Annotated in this window: 18 protein-coding genes and 1 pseudogene; all 19 read left to right on the forward strand. The window is 39.0% G+C overall.

Features of this window, described 5'->3' with window-relative positions:
- Positions 1-1,268 (forward strand): annotated as a pseudogene (locus tag M901_RS00300) (DNA-directed RNA polymerase subunit beta); the annotation flags it as partial.
- A 47-nt stretch (positions 1,269-1,315) separates the two neighbouring features.
- Positions 1,316-5,440, forward strand: coding sequence for a DNA-directed RNA polymerase subunit beta' (gene rpoC / locus M901_RS00305; RefSeq protein WP_021276149.1), 4,125 nt, complete (start codon positions 1,316-1,318; stop codon positions 5,438-5,440).
- Positions 5,441-5,528: 88 nt separating this feature from the next.
- Complete coding sequence (gene rpsL, locus M901_RS00310; RefSeq protein ID WP_021276178.1) at positions 5,529-5,903, forward strand: 30S ribosomal protein S12; 375 nt, start codon at positions 5,529-5,531, stop codon at positions 5,901-5,903.
- Positions 5,904-5,992: 89 nt separating this feature from the next.
- The gene (gene rpsG / locus M901_RS00315; protein ID WP_021276147.1) at positions 5,993-6,463 is read left to right on the forward strand and encodes a 30S ribosomal protein S7; all 471 of its coding nucleotides are present in this window, start codon (positions 5,993-5,995) and stop codon (positions 6,461-6,463) included.
- A gap of 101 nt (positions 6,464-6,564) precedes the next feature.
- Positions 6,565-8,649 carry an elongation factor G gene (fusA, locus tag M901_RS00320; RefSeq protein ID WP_021276168.1) on the forward strand — a complete coding sequence of 695 codons (2,085 nt, stop codon included), beginning with the start codon at positions 6,565-6,567 and terminating at the stop codon, positions 8,647-8,649.
- 54 nt (positions 8,650-8,703) lie between these two features.
- Positions 8,704-9,894, forward strand: a complete 1,191-nt coding sequence (tuf, locus tag M901_RS00325; protein WP_021276187.1) for an elongation factor Tu — start codon at positions 8,704-8,706, stop codon at positions 9,892-9,894.
- A gap of 185 nt (positions 9,895-10,079) precedes the next feature.
- Positions 10,080-10,388, forward strand: a complete 309-nt coding sequence (rpsJ, locus tag M901_RS00330) for a 30S ribosomal protein S10 (protein WP_021276152.1) — start codon at positions 10,080-10,082, stop codon at positions 10,386-10,388.
- A 75-nt stretch (positions 10,389-10,463) separates the two neighbouring features.
- Positions 10,464-11,147 (forward strand): 50S ribosomal protein L3, encoded by a 684-nt coding sequence (rplC, locus tag M901_RS00335; protein WP_021276183.1) that lies wholly within the window; start codon positions 10,464-10,466, stop codon positions 11,145-11,147.
- Between the two features lie 23 nt (positions 11,148-11,170).
- Positions 11,171-11,788 carry a 50S ribosomal protein L4 gene (gene rplD / locus M901_RS00340; protein ID WP_021276156.1) on the forward strand — a complete coding sequence of 206 codons (618 nt, stop codon included), beginning with the start codon at positions 11,171-11,173 and terminating at the stop codon, positions 11,786-11,788.
- Positions 11,789-11,793: 5 nt separating this feature from the next.
- Positions 11,794-12,081 (forward strand): 50S ribosomal protein L23, encoded by a 288-nt coding sequence (rplW, locus tag M901_RS00345; RefSeq protein ID WP_034719181.1) that lies wholly within the window; start codon positions 11,794-11,796, stop codon positions 12,079-12,081.
- A gap of 24 nt (positions 12,082-12,105) precedes the next feature.
- Complete coding sequence (rplB, locus tag M901_RS00350) at positions 12,106-12,930, forward strand: 50S ribosomal protein L2 (RefSeq protein ID WP_021276169.1); 825 nt, start codon at positions 12,106-12,108, stop codon at positions 12,928-12,930.
- 19 nt (positions 12,931-12,949) lie between these two features.
- Positions 12,950-13,228, forward strand: a complete 279-nt coding sequence (gene rpsS / locus M901_RS00355; RefSeq protein WP_021276171.1) for a 30S ribosomal protein S19 — start codon at positions 12,950-12,952, stop codon at positions 13,226-13,228.
- A 28-nt stretch (positions 13,229-13,256) separates the two neighbouring features.
- A complete protein-coding gene (gene rplV / locus M901_RS00360) occupies positions 13,257-13,592 on the forward strand; it encodes a 50S ribosomal protein L22 (RefSeq protein WP_021276160.1) in 336 nt (111 codons plus the stop codon).
- A 9-nt stretch (positions 13,593-13,601) separates the two neighbouring features.
- Entirely contained in the window at positions 13,602-14,231 is a 630-nt protein-coding gene (gene rpsC / locus M901_RS00365) for a 30S ribosomal protein S3 (RefSeq protein ID WP_021276176.1), read from the forward strand.
- Positions 14,232-14,270: 39 nt separating this feature from the next.
- Positions 14,271-14,690: a 50S ribosomal protein L16 gene (gene rplP / locus M901_RS00370; protein WP_021276158.1), complete on the forward strand. Its 420-nt coding sequence runs from the start codon at positions 14,271-14,273 to the stop codon at positions 14,688-14,690.
- Positions 14,691-14,719: 29 nt separating this feature from the next.
- Complete coding sequence (gene rpmC, locus M901_RS00375) at positions 14,720-14,917, forward strand: 50S ribosomal protein L29 (protein ID WP_021276159.1); 198 nt, start codon at positions 14,720-14,722, stop codon at positions 14,915-14,917.
- A 2-nt stretch (positions 14,918-14,919) separates the two neighbouring features.
- Positions 14,920-15,177 (forward strand): 30S ribosomal protein S17, encoded by a 258-nt coding sequence (gene rpsQ, locus M901_RS00380; protein WP_021276191.1) that lies wholly within the window; start codon positions 14,920-14,922, stop codon positions 15,175-15,177.
- A gap of 29 nt (positions 15,178-15,206) precedes the next feature.
- Positions 15,207-15,575, forward strand: coding sequence for a 50S ribosomal protein L14 (gene rplN, locus M901_RS00385; RefSeq protein ID WP_021276181.1), 369 nt, complete (start codon positions 15,207-15,209; stop codon positions 15,573-15,575).
- A gap of 18 nt (positions 15,576-15,593) precedes the next feature.
- Complete coding sequence (gene rplX / locus M901_RS00390; RefSeq protein ID WP_021276167.1) at positions 15,594-15,905, forward strand: 50S ribosomal protein L24; 312 nt, start codon at positions 15,594-15,596, stop codon at positions 15,903-15,905.
- Positions 15,906-15,907 lie beyond the last annotated feature (2 nt).

Below are 15,907 nucleotides of genomic sequence, written 5' to 3' on the forward strand. Positions count from 1 at the left end.
GATCTAAAGAGATTATTGAGCAAGAAACAACACTACTAAGAAGAGACGAAAGAATTGAGATCAAAGCTATCCAAACTTCTGCAATTCTAAAAATTGCTGAGATGTTAAAAGGTGCTAAAACTACTGATAAACTTGTATCAGAAGATGGTTCAACTGAACTTCTTCAAAAAGGTGCAGATATCACTGGTGAAGTACTTGCTCAGATTCCATTTGAGCTAATTGGATACTTACCACTTCAAGCTGAGCTTGAAGAAAGACTTTCTGAGTACTTTGCTGATATCAGAAACAGAATCAACAGAGTTAGACAAAAAACAACTGATGAGATCGCTAAACTTCACAGAGGTGATGAGCTTCCTCCAGGTGTTATCAAGAAAGTTACTGTATATGTTGCGATTAAGCGTAAGCTTCAGCCTGGTGATAAGATGGCCGGTAGACACGGTAACAAAGGTGTTATCTCAAATGTTCTACCAGCTGAAGACATGCCATACCTAGCGGATGGTACACCAGTTGAAATCGTACTTAACCCTCTTGGGGTACCGTCACGTATGAATATTGGACAGCTTCTTGAACTCCACCTCGGTTGGGCAGGTAGAGGACTTGGAGATAAGTTCAAATTAATGCTTGAAGAAGAAAGAGAGATGCATGAGCTAAAAGATTATATCTCAGCTATCTACAAGTCTGAATCAGTTGATGCTTGGTTAAAGAAAGCTAGCAATGACGAAGTAAAAGCTCTTTCTAAGAAGCTTACTTCTGGTGTTAGATTCTCTACTAAAGTATTTGATGGTGCTTCAGAAGCAGATATCAGAGAAATGCTTAGGCTAGCAGATCTTGAAGATAATGGTAAAACTACACTATTCGACGGTAAAACAGGTGATGCTTTCGCAGAAGATGTTACTGTTGGAATTATGTATATGCTTAAACTACACCACCTTGTTGATGAAAAGCTTCACGCTAGATCAACTGGACCATACTCACTTGTAACTCAGCAGCCACTTGGTGGTAAGGCTCAGTTCGGTGGACAGCGTCTTGGGGAAATGGAAGTTTGGGCACTTGAAGCATATGGTGCAGCTTATACTCTTCAGGAATTCTTAACAGTTAAGTCAGATGACGTTATCGGTAGAACAAGAATGTATGAATCTATCGTTAAAGGTGAGCAAGTTCTTGAACCTGGTCTTCCAGAATCATTCAACGTACTCATCAGAGAGCTTCAGGCTCTATGTCTAGACATTAAGCTAGAAGAAGAAAGAGAAGAGGAATCGTTACGTTAATTTAAATTCCCTGGGGTAAAACCCAGGGGCATATTTGAGGGTATACAATGAAAGACCTTTTAAACTTTTTTGATAAACCAAAAGATCCAATTAGCGTAGAAGCTGTTTCTATTAGAATGGCGTCTCCGGACACAATTCGCGAATGGTCATTTGGTGAAGTTAAGAAGCCAGAAACTATTAACTATAGAACATATAAGCCAGAAAGAGATGGTTTATTCTGTGCCAAGATTTTTGGACCAATCAAAGATTACGAATGTATCTGTGGTAAGTACAAGAGAATGAAGCACAGAGGTGTTGTTTGTGAGAAGTGTGGTGTTGAAGTTACACTTTCAAAAGTAAGACGTGAGAGATGTGGACATATCGAACTAGCTGCTCCTGTAGCACATATTTGGTTCCTTAGATCACTACCATCTCGTCTTGGAGCTCTACTTAACCTAACTCTTAAAGAACTTGAAAAGGTTCTTTACTATGAAGCATACGTTGTTACTGCTTCGGCGACTGATGAGCTAGAGGGTGGACTTGAAATTGGTAGAGTAATCTCTGAGCAACAATATACTGAACTTAAGGCTCAAGGTGTAGACTTTGAAGCTGGAATGGGTGGTGAAGTTGTTAGAGATCTACTATCTAAATTAGATATCGATCTAGAGAATAAAAACTTAAGAAGAGGTCTTGCTAACGCTACGACTGAAATGGCTAGAACTAAGTTTGTTAAGAGACTAAAGGTTGTTGAATCAATCATGAAGTCTGATAACAAGCCTGAGTGGTTTATGATGGATGTTATTCCTGTACTACCACCAGATCTTAGACCACTAGTTCCTCTTGAGGCTGGACGTTTTGCAACTTCAGATCTTAACGATCTATATAGACGTGTTATCAACAGAAACAACCGTCTAAGAAGACTTAAAGAACTTAATGCTCCAGAAATTATCATTAGAAATGAAAAGAGAATGCTTCAAGAAGCAGTAGATGCTCTATTTGACAACGGTAGAAGAGGTAAAGTCTTCACTGGTGCTAATAAGCGTCCACTAAGATCTCTTTCAGATATGCTTAAAGGTAAGCAAGGGCGTTTCCGTCAAAACCTACTTGGGAAACGTGTTGACTACTCTGGGCGATCTGTAATTGTTGTTGGTCCAAGTTTAAGACTTCACCAATGTGGTCTTCCAAAACTTATGGCCTTAGAACTTTTCAAGCCGTTCATTTACAACAGACTAATTGAAAAGGGTCACTGTACAACGATTAAAGTTGCTAAGAGAATGGTTGAGCAACAAAAAGAAGAAGTATGGAATATTCTTGAAGAAGTAGTTCAAGAGCACCCAGTTCTTCTAAACCGTGCTCCAACTCTTCACCGTCTTGGTATTCAGGCATTTGAGCCAGTACTTATCGAAGGTAAAGCTATTAGACTTCACCCTCTTGTTTGTACTGCCTTCAACGCTGACTTTGATGGTGACCAGATGGCAGTTCACTTACCACTTTCACTTGAAGCACAAGTTGAGTGTCGTGTTCTTGCAATGTCTACAAATAATATTCTATCTCCAAAAGATGGTTCACCAATTATTGTTCCATCTCAGGATATCGTTCTTGGACTATACTATATGACAAGAACAAGACCATATGCTCGTGGATATGGGAAAACTTTCTCTTCTAAAGAGGAAGCACAATTTGCTTACCACTCTGGAAACCTTCACCTTCAATCACCAATTAAGGTTCGTGTTGAGGGGAAAATCTATGAGACAACTGTTGGTAGAACATTCATCTATGACATCATTCCAAGCTGTCTAACTTATGAAGATATCAACACTGTACTTGGTAAGAAAGAGCTAGTTAAGCTACTAGATAATACGTATAGAAAGGGAACTGAAAAAGACACAGTTCTTCTAGCGGATAGTCTAATGCAGACTGGTTATGATATGGCGACTAGAGCTGGTATCTCAATTAACGTTGTAGATATGACAATTCCTGAAGAAAAAGAAGGAATTCTTAAAGAGGCTCACGCTGAAGTTCATGGAATTACTGAAGAGTATAATGAAGGTTCGATCACAAACGGTGAGAGATATAACAAGGTTGTTGATGTTTGGTCACAAACAACTGAAAAACTTGTTAAGGTTATGCTTGAGAGAATTTCAACTGACGAATTTACAAGTGATAAAGAAGGTGAAGAGCCAATTTATGCTCCATCATTCAATGCACTTTATATGATGGCCGATTCTGGAGCAAGGGGTTCTGCACAGCAGATGAGACAGCTTGCTGCCATGAGGGGTCTAATGGCTAAGCCATCTGGTGAAATTATTGAAACTCCGATTACTTCAAACTTCCGTGAAGGTCTATCGGCACTTCAGTACTTCACGTCTACACACGGTGCCCGTAAAGGTCTAGCTGATACGGCCCTTAAAACTGCTAACTCAGGTTATCTGACAAGACGTTTAGTTGACGTTGCTCAGGACGGGATTATCAGAACTGAAGATTGTGGAACTACAGATGGAATTACACTAACTTCAAGAATTGAAGCTGGTGAAGTTGTTGAGCACGTTGCTGATAGAGCAATGGGGCGTGTAACTGCTTCTCCTGTATTATCTGCAATGGGTGACGAAGTTCTTCCAGCTGGTCACATGCTTACAGAGCTTGACCTTGAAATGCTAAAAGAGAATGAAGTTGACCAGATTAAAGGTAGATCAGTTCTTACATGTAACGAAAAGTATGGTTTCTGTGCGAAGTGTTTCGGACGTGACCTTGCAAGAGGTACACTAGTTTCTATTGGTGAAACTGTTGGTGTTATTGCTGCTCAGTCAATTGGTGAGCCAGGTACACAGCTTACAATGCGTACATTCCACGTTGGGGGTACTGCAACTGCCGGTGCACAGGTTAACAAAACGACTGTTAGAACTGCAGGTAAAGTAGTATTTGATAATGTTCAAACAGCTGAAACTCCAAACGGTCTTATTATTATGAATAAGAACGGAGAGCTTCTAATTAAGGATGCTCGTGGTGTTGAAAAAGAAAAATATCCAGCTGTTTATGGTGCGAAGCTTTTCTTTAAAGAAGGTGACGATGTAAACGTTGGGGATACATTAATTGAATGGGATCCATTCTCAATTCCATTACTTACTGAAGTAGCTGGTACAGTTAAGTTTGAAGATATGGTTGTTGGTGCAACTGTTTCTGAGCAAACTGATGCTGTTACAGGTCTTACTCAGAGAGTTGTAATGGAAACTAAAGATCCATCTCTTCAACCAAGAATCACAATCGTTGATGCTGACGGTAACCCGGTAATCGTTCCTGGTGCTCAAAGACAAGCGTCATACAGACTTCAAGTTGGTGCGACACTAACAGTTAACGAAGGTGATACTGTAGAAGTTGGTGGTGTTCTTTCGAAGGTTTCACGTGAAACTACAAAGACGAAAGATATTACAGGGGGTCTTCCAAGAGTTGCTGAGTTATTTGAAGCTAGAAAGCCTACAAATGCTGCTCAAATCTCTGATGTTTCAGGAACAATTGAGTTTGGTTCTGAGGTAAGAGGAAGTCGTCGTGTACTAGTTAGACCTGAAGATGGTTCAGAGCCAGTAGTTTACACTATTCCAAAGGGACGTTACGTAACAGTTAACGAGGGTGACTACATTAGAGCTGGTGAGCCAATTATGGATGGTCCAGCTAATCCACATGATATTTTAAGAGTTCTTGGTATTAAAGAACTTGCAAAATACATTGTTGATGAAATCCAAGAAGTATATAGACTTCAAGGGGTTGATATCGATGATAAGCACATCGAGGTAATCGTTTCTCAGATGTTAAAGAAAGTTGAAGTAACTGATCCAGGTGACTCAACATTTGTTGTTGGTGATTCTGTTACAAAAGCAGAGCTAATCACTAAGAACGAAGAGTTAGTTGCTGAAGGTTATGAGCCAGCTCAAGCTAGACCATTACTACTTGGTATTACAAAAGCTGCTCTAACTACTGATTCTTTCATCTCAGCTGCATCATTCCAGGAAACTACTAAGGTCCTAACTCAAGCGACTCTAGAAGGAAAGGCCGATGCACTACGTGGACTTAAAGAAAACGTAATTATGGGACGTCTGATCCCAGCTGGGTCTGGTGTTATGAGATACCGTGATTACGATGCTGTAATCGATGATGCAGATGCTGTTAGAACTGAAGAAAGTTCTACACTAATGTTCTAAAAAAACTTGTGTAGCCAAGTATGATGTGTTACATCATCTTGGCTACTATTGTCTTGGTAATATTGTTGTAGTTAAGGAAGGAGCGGAAATGCCTACGATTAACCAGTTAATTAGAAAAGGTAGGGTAGACAAGACGACTAAAACTAAGTCGCCTGCCCTAAAAGCATGCCCACAGAGACGTGGTGTTTGTACAAGAGTTTACACAACTACTCCTAAGAAGCCGAACTCGGCTATGAGAAAGGTGTGTAGGGTAAAACTAACTAGTGGATTTGAAGTAACATCATACATTGGTGGTGAAGGTCACAATCTACAAGAACACTCTATCGTAATGATTAGAGGTGGAAGGGTAAAAGATCTACCTGGTGTTCGTTATCACACAATTAGAGGAACTCTAGACTGTCAAGGTGTTGATAAAAGAGGACAAAGAAGATCTAAGTACGGTTGTAAAAAACCAAAGAAGTAAATTAAATTTTAAGCGCACTTTAGCTTAACTACTTGGAGCTAAGGTGAGTAATTCCAGTCACATGTGATTCGGAATGAAGGAGAAGAATAATGAGTAGAAAGCATAGAGCACAGGTTAGACAAGTACTTCCTGATCCAATTTACCAAGACATCGTTGTTACGAAATGTATCAACGCACTAATGATCGGTGGAAAGAAAGCTGTAGCAGAGAAAATCTTTTACGGTGCACTTCAAAGAGTTGAGCAAAAGACTGGTGAAGAGCCATTAAAAGTTTTCAAAAAAGCTCTTTCTAACATTAAACCAGCTGTAGAGGTTAGATCTCGTAGAATTGGTGGGGCAACTTACCAGATTCCAGTTGAAGTTAGACCACAGAGAAGACAATCTCTAGCTCTTAGATGGCTAAGAGACTACTCAAGAGCCAGAAACGGAAGAACTATGGTTGAGAGACTATCTGATGAAATCATCGATGCTTCTCAAGGTAGAGGTGCTTCTGTTAAGAAACGTGAAGACGTTTACAAAATGGCTGAAGCGAACAAAGCGTTTGCTCACCTTAAGTGGTAATCGACATTTAGTAAAAAATAAGTTTAAATGGGGCTTCAAATTGCTTTGCTTTTTGAAGCCCTTTTTTTGTTTAAACATGTTTCACAAGGAAATCTCATAAAATGAGTTCAGATCAACTTAATGACATCCGTAATATTGGAATTATGGCCCACATTGATGCTGGGAAAACAACAACTACTGAAAGAATCTTATTTTACACAGGTAAAAGCCATAAGATTGGTGAAGTTCATGATGGTGCAGCCACAATGGACTGGATGGTACAAGAGCAGGAAAGAGGTATTACAATTACTTCTGCTGCAACAACTTGTACTTGGAAAAAGAAAAAAATTAATATTATCGATACTCCAGGTCACGTTGATTTTACTATAGAAGTAGAAAGGGCCCTGAGAGTTCTTGATGGAGCCGTAGGAGTCTTTGATGCTGTAGGTGGTGTTGAGCCACAGTCTGAAACAGTATGGGCCCAGGCGGATAAATATAATGTTCCACGAATCGCTTTTGTTAATAAGATGGATAGAGTTGGAGCAGATTTTCAAAATTGTATAGAAGAGATAAGAACGAAGCTTGGAAAAAGTGCCGCAGCAGCTCAGCTACCAATTGGTTCAGAAGATGTGTTTGCTGGCGTCGTCGATCTTATCGAAATGAAGGCATATAAATTTAAAGAAGATGATCTCGGTGAAACTGTAATTGTTGAAGATATTCCAGCGGATATGGCTGACGATGCAGAGATGGCCAGAGAGGAGCTGATTGAGTCATTAGCTGATTATGATGATGACTTTGCTGAGGCATACTTAGGTGGTGAGAATATCACTATCGAAAGAATTAAATCAGTAATGAGAAAAGCAGTCATTAAGGACTCGTTTGTGCCAGTTTACTGTGGTTCAGCTTTTAAGAATAAAGGTGTACAACCACTACTTGATGCCGTACTAGATTTCTTGCCTTCTCCTGTTGATAGAGGTGAGGTTCACGGTGTTGGCGGTAAAAACAAAGACAAAGAAGAAGTAAGAAGACCAGATGTAGATGATCTGTTTAGTGGGATCGCCTTTAAGATTGCAACTGATCCATTTGTTGGTTCATTAACTTTCTTTAGAATTTATTCTGGTGTCCTTAAGTCAGGACAACAAGTCTACAACCCTTTAAAGGGTAAGCGAGAAAGGATTAATAAAATTCTTCAAATGCACGCAGATAAGAGAACTGAGGTAGATGAGGCTAAGGCCGGTGATATTATTGCTATTTCTGGTCTAAAAGATACAGTTACTGGTGAAACTCTTTGTGCAGAAAATAGAACGATTATTTTTGATCTAATGGAATTCCCTGAGTCAGTTATTTCCGTAGCAATTGAGCCAAAAACAGCAAATGACGAAAAGAAACTTATGGAATCTTTAAGACAACTGAGCTTAGAGGACCCGTCTTTTTCTTATAAACATAATAAAGAAACAGGACAGTTACTTATATTTGGAATGGGAGAGTTGCACTTAGAAATTATTTGTGACCGCTTAGATAGAGAGTTTAAAGTCGGAATTAGAGTTGGTGATCCTCAAGTTTCTTATAGGGAAAGTGTTGTTGGTCAGGCACAAGCCGAAAATACTTTTAATAAAGAACAGGGTGGGAAAGTTGTCTTTGGTAACTGTACTATTAAAGTTGAACCAACAGATTATCAATCAGGTGTTCTTTTTGAAACAGAACTAACAAAGAGAGATTTACCTCAAGAGTTTATTAGCGCTATTGAAAAATCAATTCACGATTCGTCACTAGGTGGAGCTCTCGCTGGATACCCATTTATTAATATTAAGGCGACATTAGTTGCAGCAACATATAACGAAGAAGATGCATCAGATGTTGCATATTCAATAGCGGCAGCACATGCATTTAGACAGGCGTGTCAAGATGCTGGCTTAAAGTTGATGGAGCCAAAAATGAGTCTAGAAGTTATTACTCCAAGTGATTACACTGGAGACGTAATTTCTGACATAAATATGAAACGCGGAAAAATCCTGAATATGGGAGCTAAGCAAGATAAAGAGATTGTCGATGCAGAGGTTCCTTTGGCCGAAATGTTCGGTTACAGTACTGATTTGAGATCAAAATCACAAGGTAGAGCTAATTTTACGATGAATTTTGATCGATATGAAGAAATTTCAATGGATTTGGCGAAAGTAATACTTGAAAAACGAGGAATTTACATCTAAATTCATGCGGATAATTAATACATACCGTCACTATTAATTAATGAGGAGTTAGTCATGGCAAAAGAATCATTTGACAGAAGTAAGCCCCACGTAAATATCGGTACGATTGGGCACGTTGACCACGGTAAGACGACACTAACAGCAGCTATTTCAGTAACACTTGCTGAAGCTCTTGGTGGTGACGTAAGAAAATTTGATGAAATCGACTCTGCACCAGAGGAGAAAGCAAGAGGTATTACAATCAATACTTCTCACATCGAATATCAAACAGAAGCAAGACACTACGCTCACGTAGATTGTCCAGGACACGCTGACTATGTAAAGAACATGATTACAGGTGCAGCACAGATGGACGGAGCGATCCTAGTATGTTCAGCAGCGGACGGACCAATGCCACAAACTAGAGAGCACATCCTTCTAGCAAGACAGGTAGGTGTACCAGCGATCGTAGTATTCCTAAACAAAGTAGACCAAGTAGATGATGAAGAACTACTTGAGCTAGTAGAAATGGAAATCAGAGAGCTACTTTCATCTTACGACTTCCCAGGAGACGATATTCCAATCGTAGCGGGATCTGCACTAGCAGCACTTGAAGGAAAGAATCCAGAAATCGGTAGAGATAAAGTACTAGAGCTAATGAATCAAGTTGATGAGTATATTCCAACTCCAGCAAGAGACATTGACCTAGACTTCCTAATGCCAGTAGAAGATGTATTCTCAATTTCAGGACGTGGTACAGTTTGTACAGGTAGAGTAGAAAGAGGGATCATTAAGGTAAACGAAGAGATCGAAATCGTAGGTATCAAAGAAACAACTAAGACAACAGTAACAGGTGTTGAGATGTTCAGAAAGCTTCTAGATGAAGGTAGAGCAGGAGACAACGTAGGTTTACTACTTAGAGGTGTAAAGAGAGAAGAAGTAGAGCGTGGACAATGTCTAGTTAAGCCAGGTTCAGTAACACCACACAAGAAATTCAAGTGTGAGGTTTATATTCTTTCTAAAGATGAGGGTGGAAGACACACTCCAATTTTTAAGGGATACAGACCACAGTTTTACTTCAGAACAACAGACGTGACAGGAGATATTACTCTTGCAGACGGTGTTGAGATGGTAATGCCAGGTGATAACACAGCATTTACAGTAGAACTGATTACACCAATCGCAATGGAGAAGGGACTGAAGTTCGCAATCCGTGAGGGTGGTAGAACAATCGGTGCTGGAACAGTTGCTGAGATCGTAGAATAATCAATAGATTTTTTATGATATACAGGAGGCTCCTTAGGGAGCCTTCTTTTTGTTTAAAGTAATAAGTTTATAAAATAAATCCGGTTTATATTGTAAATTTTGGGGCCTCGTGTAAAAAAAAGTTTGACAAAGGGCCCAAAAGAAAATAAAAACCAGTTTCAAACTAATATTTAACAGGAAAAGTAATGAAAGCATCTAAGTTAAGAATCAAATTAAGAGCTTATGATCACAAGTTGCTGGACAACTCTGTAAATGAAATTGTTCAAACTGCTAAAGAGACTGGAGCTAGAGTAGCAGGTCCAATCCCTTTACCAACTGAGATCAACAAGTTTACTGTTCTTAGATCTCCTCACAAAGACAAGAAATCTCGTGAGCAGTTCGAAATGAGAACACACAAAAGACTAATTGATATTATTGACCCAACTCAACAGACTGTTGATAGCCTAATGAAGTTAGACCTATCGGCTGGTGTTGACGTAGAGATTAAGTACTAGTATAAATCCTAGACTTAATTAAATTTATTAACCATGCATGCATCTCTAGGAGTAGAGTGATGCTGTGGAGGAAAAATGACAGAAGAAACTCAAGCTGCTGAAACAGCAGTAGAATCAACAGGTTCTGTATCTCTAGACACTATCTATGGTGTTAAAGCAGGTATGACAAGAATCTTCGATGAAGCTGGTAACCACGTTCCTGTGACAGTTATCAAGTTAATCCCAAACCACATTACACAAGTTAAAACTCTTGATAAAGATGGTTACGAAGCTTATCAGCTTGGTTACTACGAGAAGAGAGAAAAACTAGTTAAGAAGGCAACTAAAGGTCACCTTTCTAAGGCATCTGTAGATAATAACTATGTAAGATTTGCAGAAGTAAGAACAGAAAGCGCTGATACTGCTAACTTAGGTAAAGAACTTGCAGTTGGATTTGAAGCAAACTCTTATGTAGACGTAACAGGTACTACTAAAGGTAAGGGTTTCCAAGGTCAGATGAAGCGTCACAACTTCGCTGGTGGGCCTGCTTCACACGGATCAAAGTTCCACAGAAGAGGTGGTTCTATTGGTAACAGAGCAACTCCAGGTAAGGTTTGGAAAAACAAAAGAATGCCAGGACACATGGGTGCTAAGCAACAAACAACTCAAAACATCATGGTAGTAGAAGTTAATACTGAAAAGGGTTACATGCTACTTAAAGGATCTGTTCCAGGATCTAAGAACGGTTTTGTTAAAGTTGCGAAAGCTCTTAAGAAGTAATTAGCTAAGGTGAGGAAATAATCATGACTGATATAACAGTTGTTAACGCGAAATTTGAGGATGCAGGGAAACTTACTACAAACGTAAGCCTAACTGCAGAGGATATTAATGTTCCTGCTGTTCACCAAGTAGTTAAAGCAACTCTTGCCGGTAGAAGACAAGGAAATGCATGTACTAAAGGAAGAACTGACGTAAGCGGTGGTGGAATCAAGCCATTTAAGCAGAAAGGTACTGGTAGAGCTAGACAAGGTTCTATTAGATCATCTCTTATGGTTGGAGGTGGAACTGTCCACGGTCCAAAACCAAGAGATTACGCTCAGAAAGTGAACAAGAAAATGATGAAGGTTGCTGTTCAATCTATCATCGCGGACAAACTTCAAGCAGGAAAACTTACTGTTGTTGAGAAATTAGAGTCAACAGGTAAGACAAAAGAAATGTTTGAACTTCTTAACGGAAAAGGTTTACTACCTGCACTAGTAGTAACTGAAGACAAGAATTCTAAAGCTCTTAGAGCTGCGAAAAATCTTCAGTGGGGTAAAGGTATGGCAGCTGAAGGTTTCTCAGTATATGAGGCCGTAAAGTTCGAAAACCTAGTAATTGAGAAGTCTGCATTAGAGAATCTATTAAATAAGTTGGTGTAATTATGATGAATTTAGAGAACGTATTAAAGAGACCACTTATCACTGAGAAAACGTCTACTGCTACAGATAACTATAATAGATATGGTTTTGAAGTAGAGCTAAAGTCGAACAAAAACCACATCAAAGCTGCTGTTGAAGCACTTTACGATGTGAAAGTTCTTAGTGTGAAGACTAACATCACTCCTGGTAAAGTAAAAAGAGCTGGGAAATCTGTTAAGAAAACAAGCAAGATCAAAAAGGCATTCGTTACTTTAGCGGAAGGTCAAAAGATCGAGTTTTTTAAAGGTGTTTAATTAGCTTAGGCGTACGAGGATAATATGGGTATTAAAAAGTTTAATCCAACAACTCCATCACTAAGAAGAATGCAAGTTCTTAACAGTGATGAGTTAACGAAGGGTGCTAAACTTGTAAAAAGCTTAACGGCTAAAAAGAAGTCTAGCGCTGGTAGAAATAATAATGGACGCATCACTGTAAGACATAGAGGTGGTGGAGTTAAGAGAAGATACAGAATTGTTGATTTTAAAAGAAATAAGTTTGAAATCCCTGCAACTGTACAAGCGATCTCTTACGATCCAAACAGAACATGTAATATTGCATTATTAGCTTATGCAGATGGTGAGAAAAGATACATTCTTGCTCCTTTAGGACTGAAAGAGGGCGATACTGTAGTTTCTTCTGCGACAGCTGATATTAAAGTAGGAAATGCTAAGAAGCTTCAAGACATTCCTGTTGGTACATTGGTACACAACGTTGAAATGTATCCAGGTGCTGGTGGGCAATTAGCAAGATCTGCTGGATCTTATGCTCAGATCATGGCGAAAGAAGGGAAGTTTGCTCTTCTAAGAATGCCATCAGGTGAACTAAGAAAGGTTGAAGTTGTGTGTATGGCGACAATCGGTCAAGTAGGTAACCTAGATCATGAGAAAAGAAATATCGGTAAAGCTGGTAGAAAGAGAAAACTTGGTTTCAGACCAACTGTTCGTGGTGTTGCTATGAACCCAGTAGACCACCCACATGGTGGTGGTGAAGGTAGAACTTCTGGTGGACGTCACCCAGTGACTCCATGGGGTGTACCAACTAAGGGTTATAAGACAAGAAAGAACAAGAGAACTGACAAGTTTATCGTAAAACGTAGAAAGTAATTAAGTTAGGAGAATAGACATGGCCCGTTCACTTAAAAAAGGACCATTTGTAGACGTTAGCCTTATGAAAAAAGCTCTTGCAGCTCAAGAAGAAGGTAACAGTAACAAGGTTATTAAAACTTGGTCTAGAAGATCAACAATTGTACCTGAATTTATTGGACTTACTTTTGCTGTTCATAATGGGAAAAAATTCATTCCTGTATATGTAACAGACAATATGATCGGTCACAAGCTTGGTGAGTTCGCTTTAACAAGAACTTACTGGGGACACGGTGCTGATAAGAAGAGTAAGAGATAAACGTTAGCGTTGAATAAGGAGAGGCTATATGGCCATCACAGTTAAAAATAGTAGAGTTGGAATTGCTCCGAGAAAAGTAAGACAAGTATGTGACCTTATCAGAAATAAAAAAGCTTCTGAGGCACTAAGAATCTTACGTTTTTGCGAAAAGAAAGAAATCGCAATTGTACTAACTAAACTAATCAACAGTGGACTTGCAGTTGCTGCTGATTCAGAAAAGTATGACCTGGATAACTTAGTTGTTGGAACTATCTTCGCAGATGAAGGACCGACACTTAAGAGAATTCAGCCAAGAGCTCAAGGTCGTGCATTCAGAATTAGAAAGAGAACAAGTCATATTACAGTTGAATTAAAAGAAGCATAGGATCTGACAATGGGACAAAAAGTACATCCATACGGTTTTAGATTAGGTTATATTAAATCATGGCACTCAAACTGGTTTGCCAACGATAGAGAATACGGAGAAACACTTCACGAAGATCTTGCTATCAGAAAGTATATCGAGAAAAACATGAAGAATGCTGCCGTTGCTAACGTTGAGCTTTCTAGAACATCTGACCAAGTAAAAGTTACTGTTTACACTGCAAAGCCGGGTGTAGCAATTGGTAAGAAAGGTGCTGGAATTGAAAAAGTTAGAAACGACCTTAAGAGACTTACTAAGGGAACTCTAATTTTCAACATTGCAGAAGTTAAGAGACCAGATGCAGACGCTAAACTTATCGCTGAAAACATTGCTGCTCAACTTGAGAAGCGTGTTGCTTTTAGAAGAGCGATGAAGAAAGTTATGCAATCAGCTTTTAGAGCTGGTGTTAAAGGTATCAGAATTAGAACTGCAGGTAGACTTGGTGGTGCTGAAATGGCAAGAGCTGAAGGGTATACAGAAAGAAAAGTACCTCTTCACACACTAAGAGCAGATATTGACTACAACACAGCTGAAGCTCATACAACATACGGTGTTATCGGTGTTAAAGTATGGGTTTATAAAGGTGAAATTTACAAGTAGTTAATAATAGGTTATTAAAAACAATTTATTGAGGTAAATATGCTAAGTCCTAAAAAAGTAAAATGGCGTAAGCAGCAAAAAGGTAGAATGACTGGTAAGGCCAACCGTGGAAATACTATCACATTCGGAGAATTTGCTATACAAGCCCTGACGTGTGGGTATATAACTAACCGTCAAATTGAAGCAGCACGTATTGCCATGACTCGTAAGATCAAGAGGGGTGGTAATGTTTGGATTAAGATCTTCCCAGATAAGTCTCTGACTAAGAAACCAGCCGAAGTAAGGATGGGTAAAGGGAAAGGTTCTCCAGATAAGTGGGTAGCAGTAGTTAAGCCTGGAAGAGTAATGTTTGAAATCAAGCACGTAGATCCAGAACTAAGTAAGCAAGCTCTTAAACTTGCTATGTACAAGCTACCAGTTAAAACAAGAATTATTAGTAGAGAGTCTCAAGAGCTATAGTAGCTAACTAGGACTTGAAAGAGGAATTTATGCAGAAGTTAGAGTTCAAAGACATTAAAGGTTGGGACGCTAAAGAGATTGATGCAAAAGTAGCTGAAATGAGAAGAGCAATGTTTGATCTTCGTATGGCTAAAACAACTAGTGGGATTGAAAAACCTCACCAGTTAAAGCTAGCGAAAAAGAATATTGCGAAGTTATTAACAGCTAAAGGTACTAAGGGTGAGTAACTATGAGTGCAGAAAATCAAAAAGCGTTTAAAAGAAAATTAGATGGTGTTGTTGTTTCAGTAAAGAACGAGAAGACAGTTGTTGTTAACGTTGCAAGACGTTTTAAGCACGCAACTTACTCAAAGTTCGTAACTAAGACAAAGAAGTATCATGCTCACGATGAAAGCAGTTTAGCAAAAGTTGGTGACACAGTAACGATTATTGAGTCAAAGCCATATTCTAAACTAAAGAAGTGGGAATTATTTAAAGTAAATAACTAAGGGCCTATGGCCCATATATGGAGTAAACCATGATTCAGATGCAATCAAAGCTAGAAGTGGCGGACAACTCTGGAGCTAAAGAAGTTAAATGTATTAAAGTTCTAGGTGGTTCTAAGAGAATGAGCGCTAACCTTGGTGATGTCATCGTTGTTGCTGTTCAACAGGCTCTTCCTGGTGGGAAAATTAAGAAGGGTGACGTTAAAAAGGCAGTTATTGTAAGAACGAAGTATCCAATCAGAAGAGAGGATGGTTCTTATATACAGTTCGACAAAAATAGTGTAGTAATTCTAAACAATAATAACGAACCAGTAGGGACACGTATTTTCGGTCCTGTTGCGCGTGAGTTAAGAGCAAAGTCTTATACTAAGATCTGTTCTCTAGCGCCAGAAGTTCTTTAAGGCTGAAGCGAGGATTATATGCAAAAGTTAAAAGTTAGTGATCAAGTTGTAGTTTTAGCTGGAAAAGATAAGGGAAAAACTGGAGAAGTTAAGAAAATTAATTTCAAAAAGAACCTTGTTTATGTTGGTGGGGTAAATCTTGTAAAGAAAGCTCTAAAGCCAACTCAGGAAAATCCAGCAGGTGGAATTGTAGATATTGAAGCTCCTGTTCATGTTTCTAACGTAGCTGTTGTTAGCCCAAAAACAAAAAAGGCAACAAGAGTAAGAATCGAAGAGAAAGATGGTAAGAAAATCAGAGTTGCAGTATCTTGCGGAACAGTACTTGGATAATG

The organism is Bacteriovorax sp. DB6_IX (assembly GCF_000447775.1).
In the GTDB taxonomy this organism is placed as follows: Bacteria; Bdellovibrionota; Bacteriovoracia; order Bacteriovoracales; family Bacteriovoracaceae; genus Halobacteriovorax_A.

Bases quoted from the DNA above. Each gene is read 5' to 3' on its own strand.
- rpoC (WP_021276149.1), top strand. From the start codon at position 1,316: ATGAAAGACCTTTTAAACTTTTTTGATAAACCAAAAGATCCAATTAGC.
- rpsL (WP_021276178.1), top strand. From the start codon at position 5,529: ATGCCTACGATTAACCAGTTAATTAGAAAAGGTAGGGTAGACAAGACG.
- rpsG (WP_021276147.1), top strand. From the start codon at position 5,993: ATGAGTAGAAAGCATAGAGCACAGGTTAGACAAGTACTTCCTGATCCA.
- fusA (WP_021276168.1), top strand. From the start codon at position 6,565: ATGAGTTCAGATCAACTTAATGACATCCGTAATATTGGAATTATGGCC.
- tuf (WP_021276187.1), top strand. From the start codon at position 8,704: ATGGCAAAAGAATCATTTGACAGAAGTAAGCCCCACGTAAATATCGGT.
- rpsJ (WP_021276152.1), top strand. From the start codon at position 10,080: ATGAAAGCATCTAAGTTAAGAATCAAATTAAGAGCTTATGATCACAAG.
- rplC (WP_021276183.1), top strand. From the start codon at position 10,464: ATGACAGAAGAAACTCAAGCTGCTGAAACAGCAGTAGAATCAACAGGT.
- rplD (WP_021276156.1), top strand. From the start codon at position 11,171: ATGACTGATATAACAGTTGTTAACGCGAAATTTGAGGATGCAGGGAAA.
- rplW (WP_034719181.1), top strand. From the start codon at position 11,794: ATGAATTTAGAGAACGTATTAAAGAGACCACTTATCACTGAGAAAACG.
- rplB (WP_021276169.1), top strand. From the start codon at position 12,106: ATGGGTATTAAAAAGTTTAATCCAACAACTCCATCACTAAGAAGAATG.
- rpsS (WP_021276171.1), top strand. From the start codon at position 12,950: ATGGCCCGTTCACTTAAAAAAGGACCATTTGTAGACGTTAGCCTTATG.
- rplV (WP_021276160.1), top strand. From the start codon at position 13,257: ATGGCCATCACAGTTAAAAATAGTAGAGTTGGAATTGCTCCGAGAAAA.
- rpsC (WP_021276176.1), top strand. From the start codon at position 13,602: ATGGGACAAAAAGTACATCCATACGGTTTTAGATTAGGTTATATTAAA.
- rplP (WP_021276158.1), top strand. From the start codon at position 14,271: ATGCTAAGTCCTAAAAAAGTAAAATGGCGTAAGCAGCAAAAAGGTAGA.
- rpmC (WP_021276159.1), top strand. From the start codon at position 14,720: ATGCAGAAGTTAGAGTTCAAAGACATTAAAGGTTGGGACGCTAAAGAG.
- rpsQ (WP_021276191.1), top strand. From the start codon at position 14,920: ATGAGTGCAGAAAATCAAAAAGCGTTTAAAAGAAAATTAGATGGTGTT.
- rplN (WP_021276181.1), top strand. From the start codon at position 15,207: ATGATTCAGATGCAATCAAAGCTAGAAGTGGCGGACAACTCTGGAGCT.
- rplX (WP_021276167.1), top strand. From the start codon at position 15,594: ATGCAAAAGTTAAAAGTTAGTGATCAAGTTGTAGTTTTAGCTGGAAAA.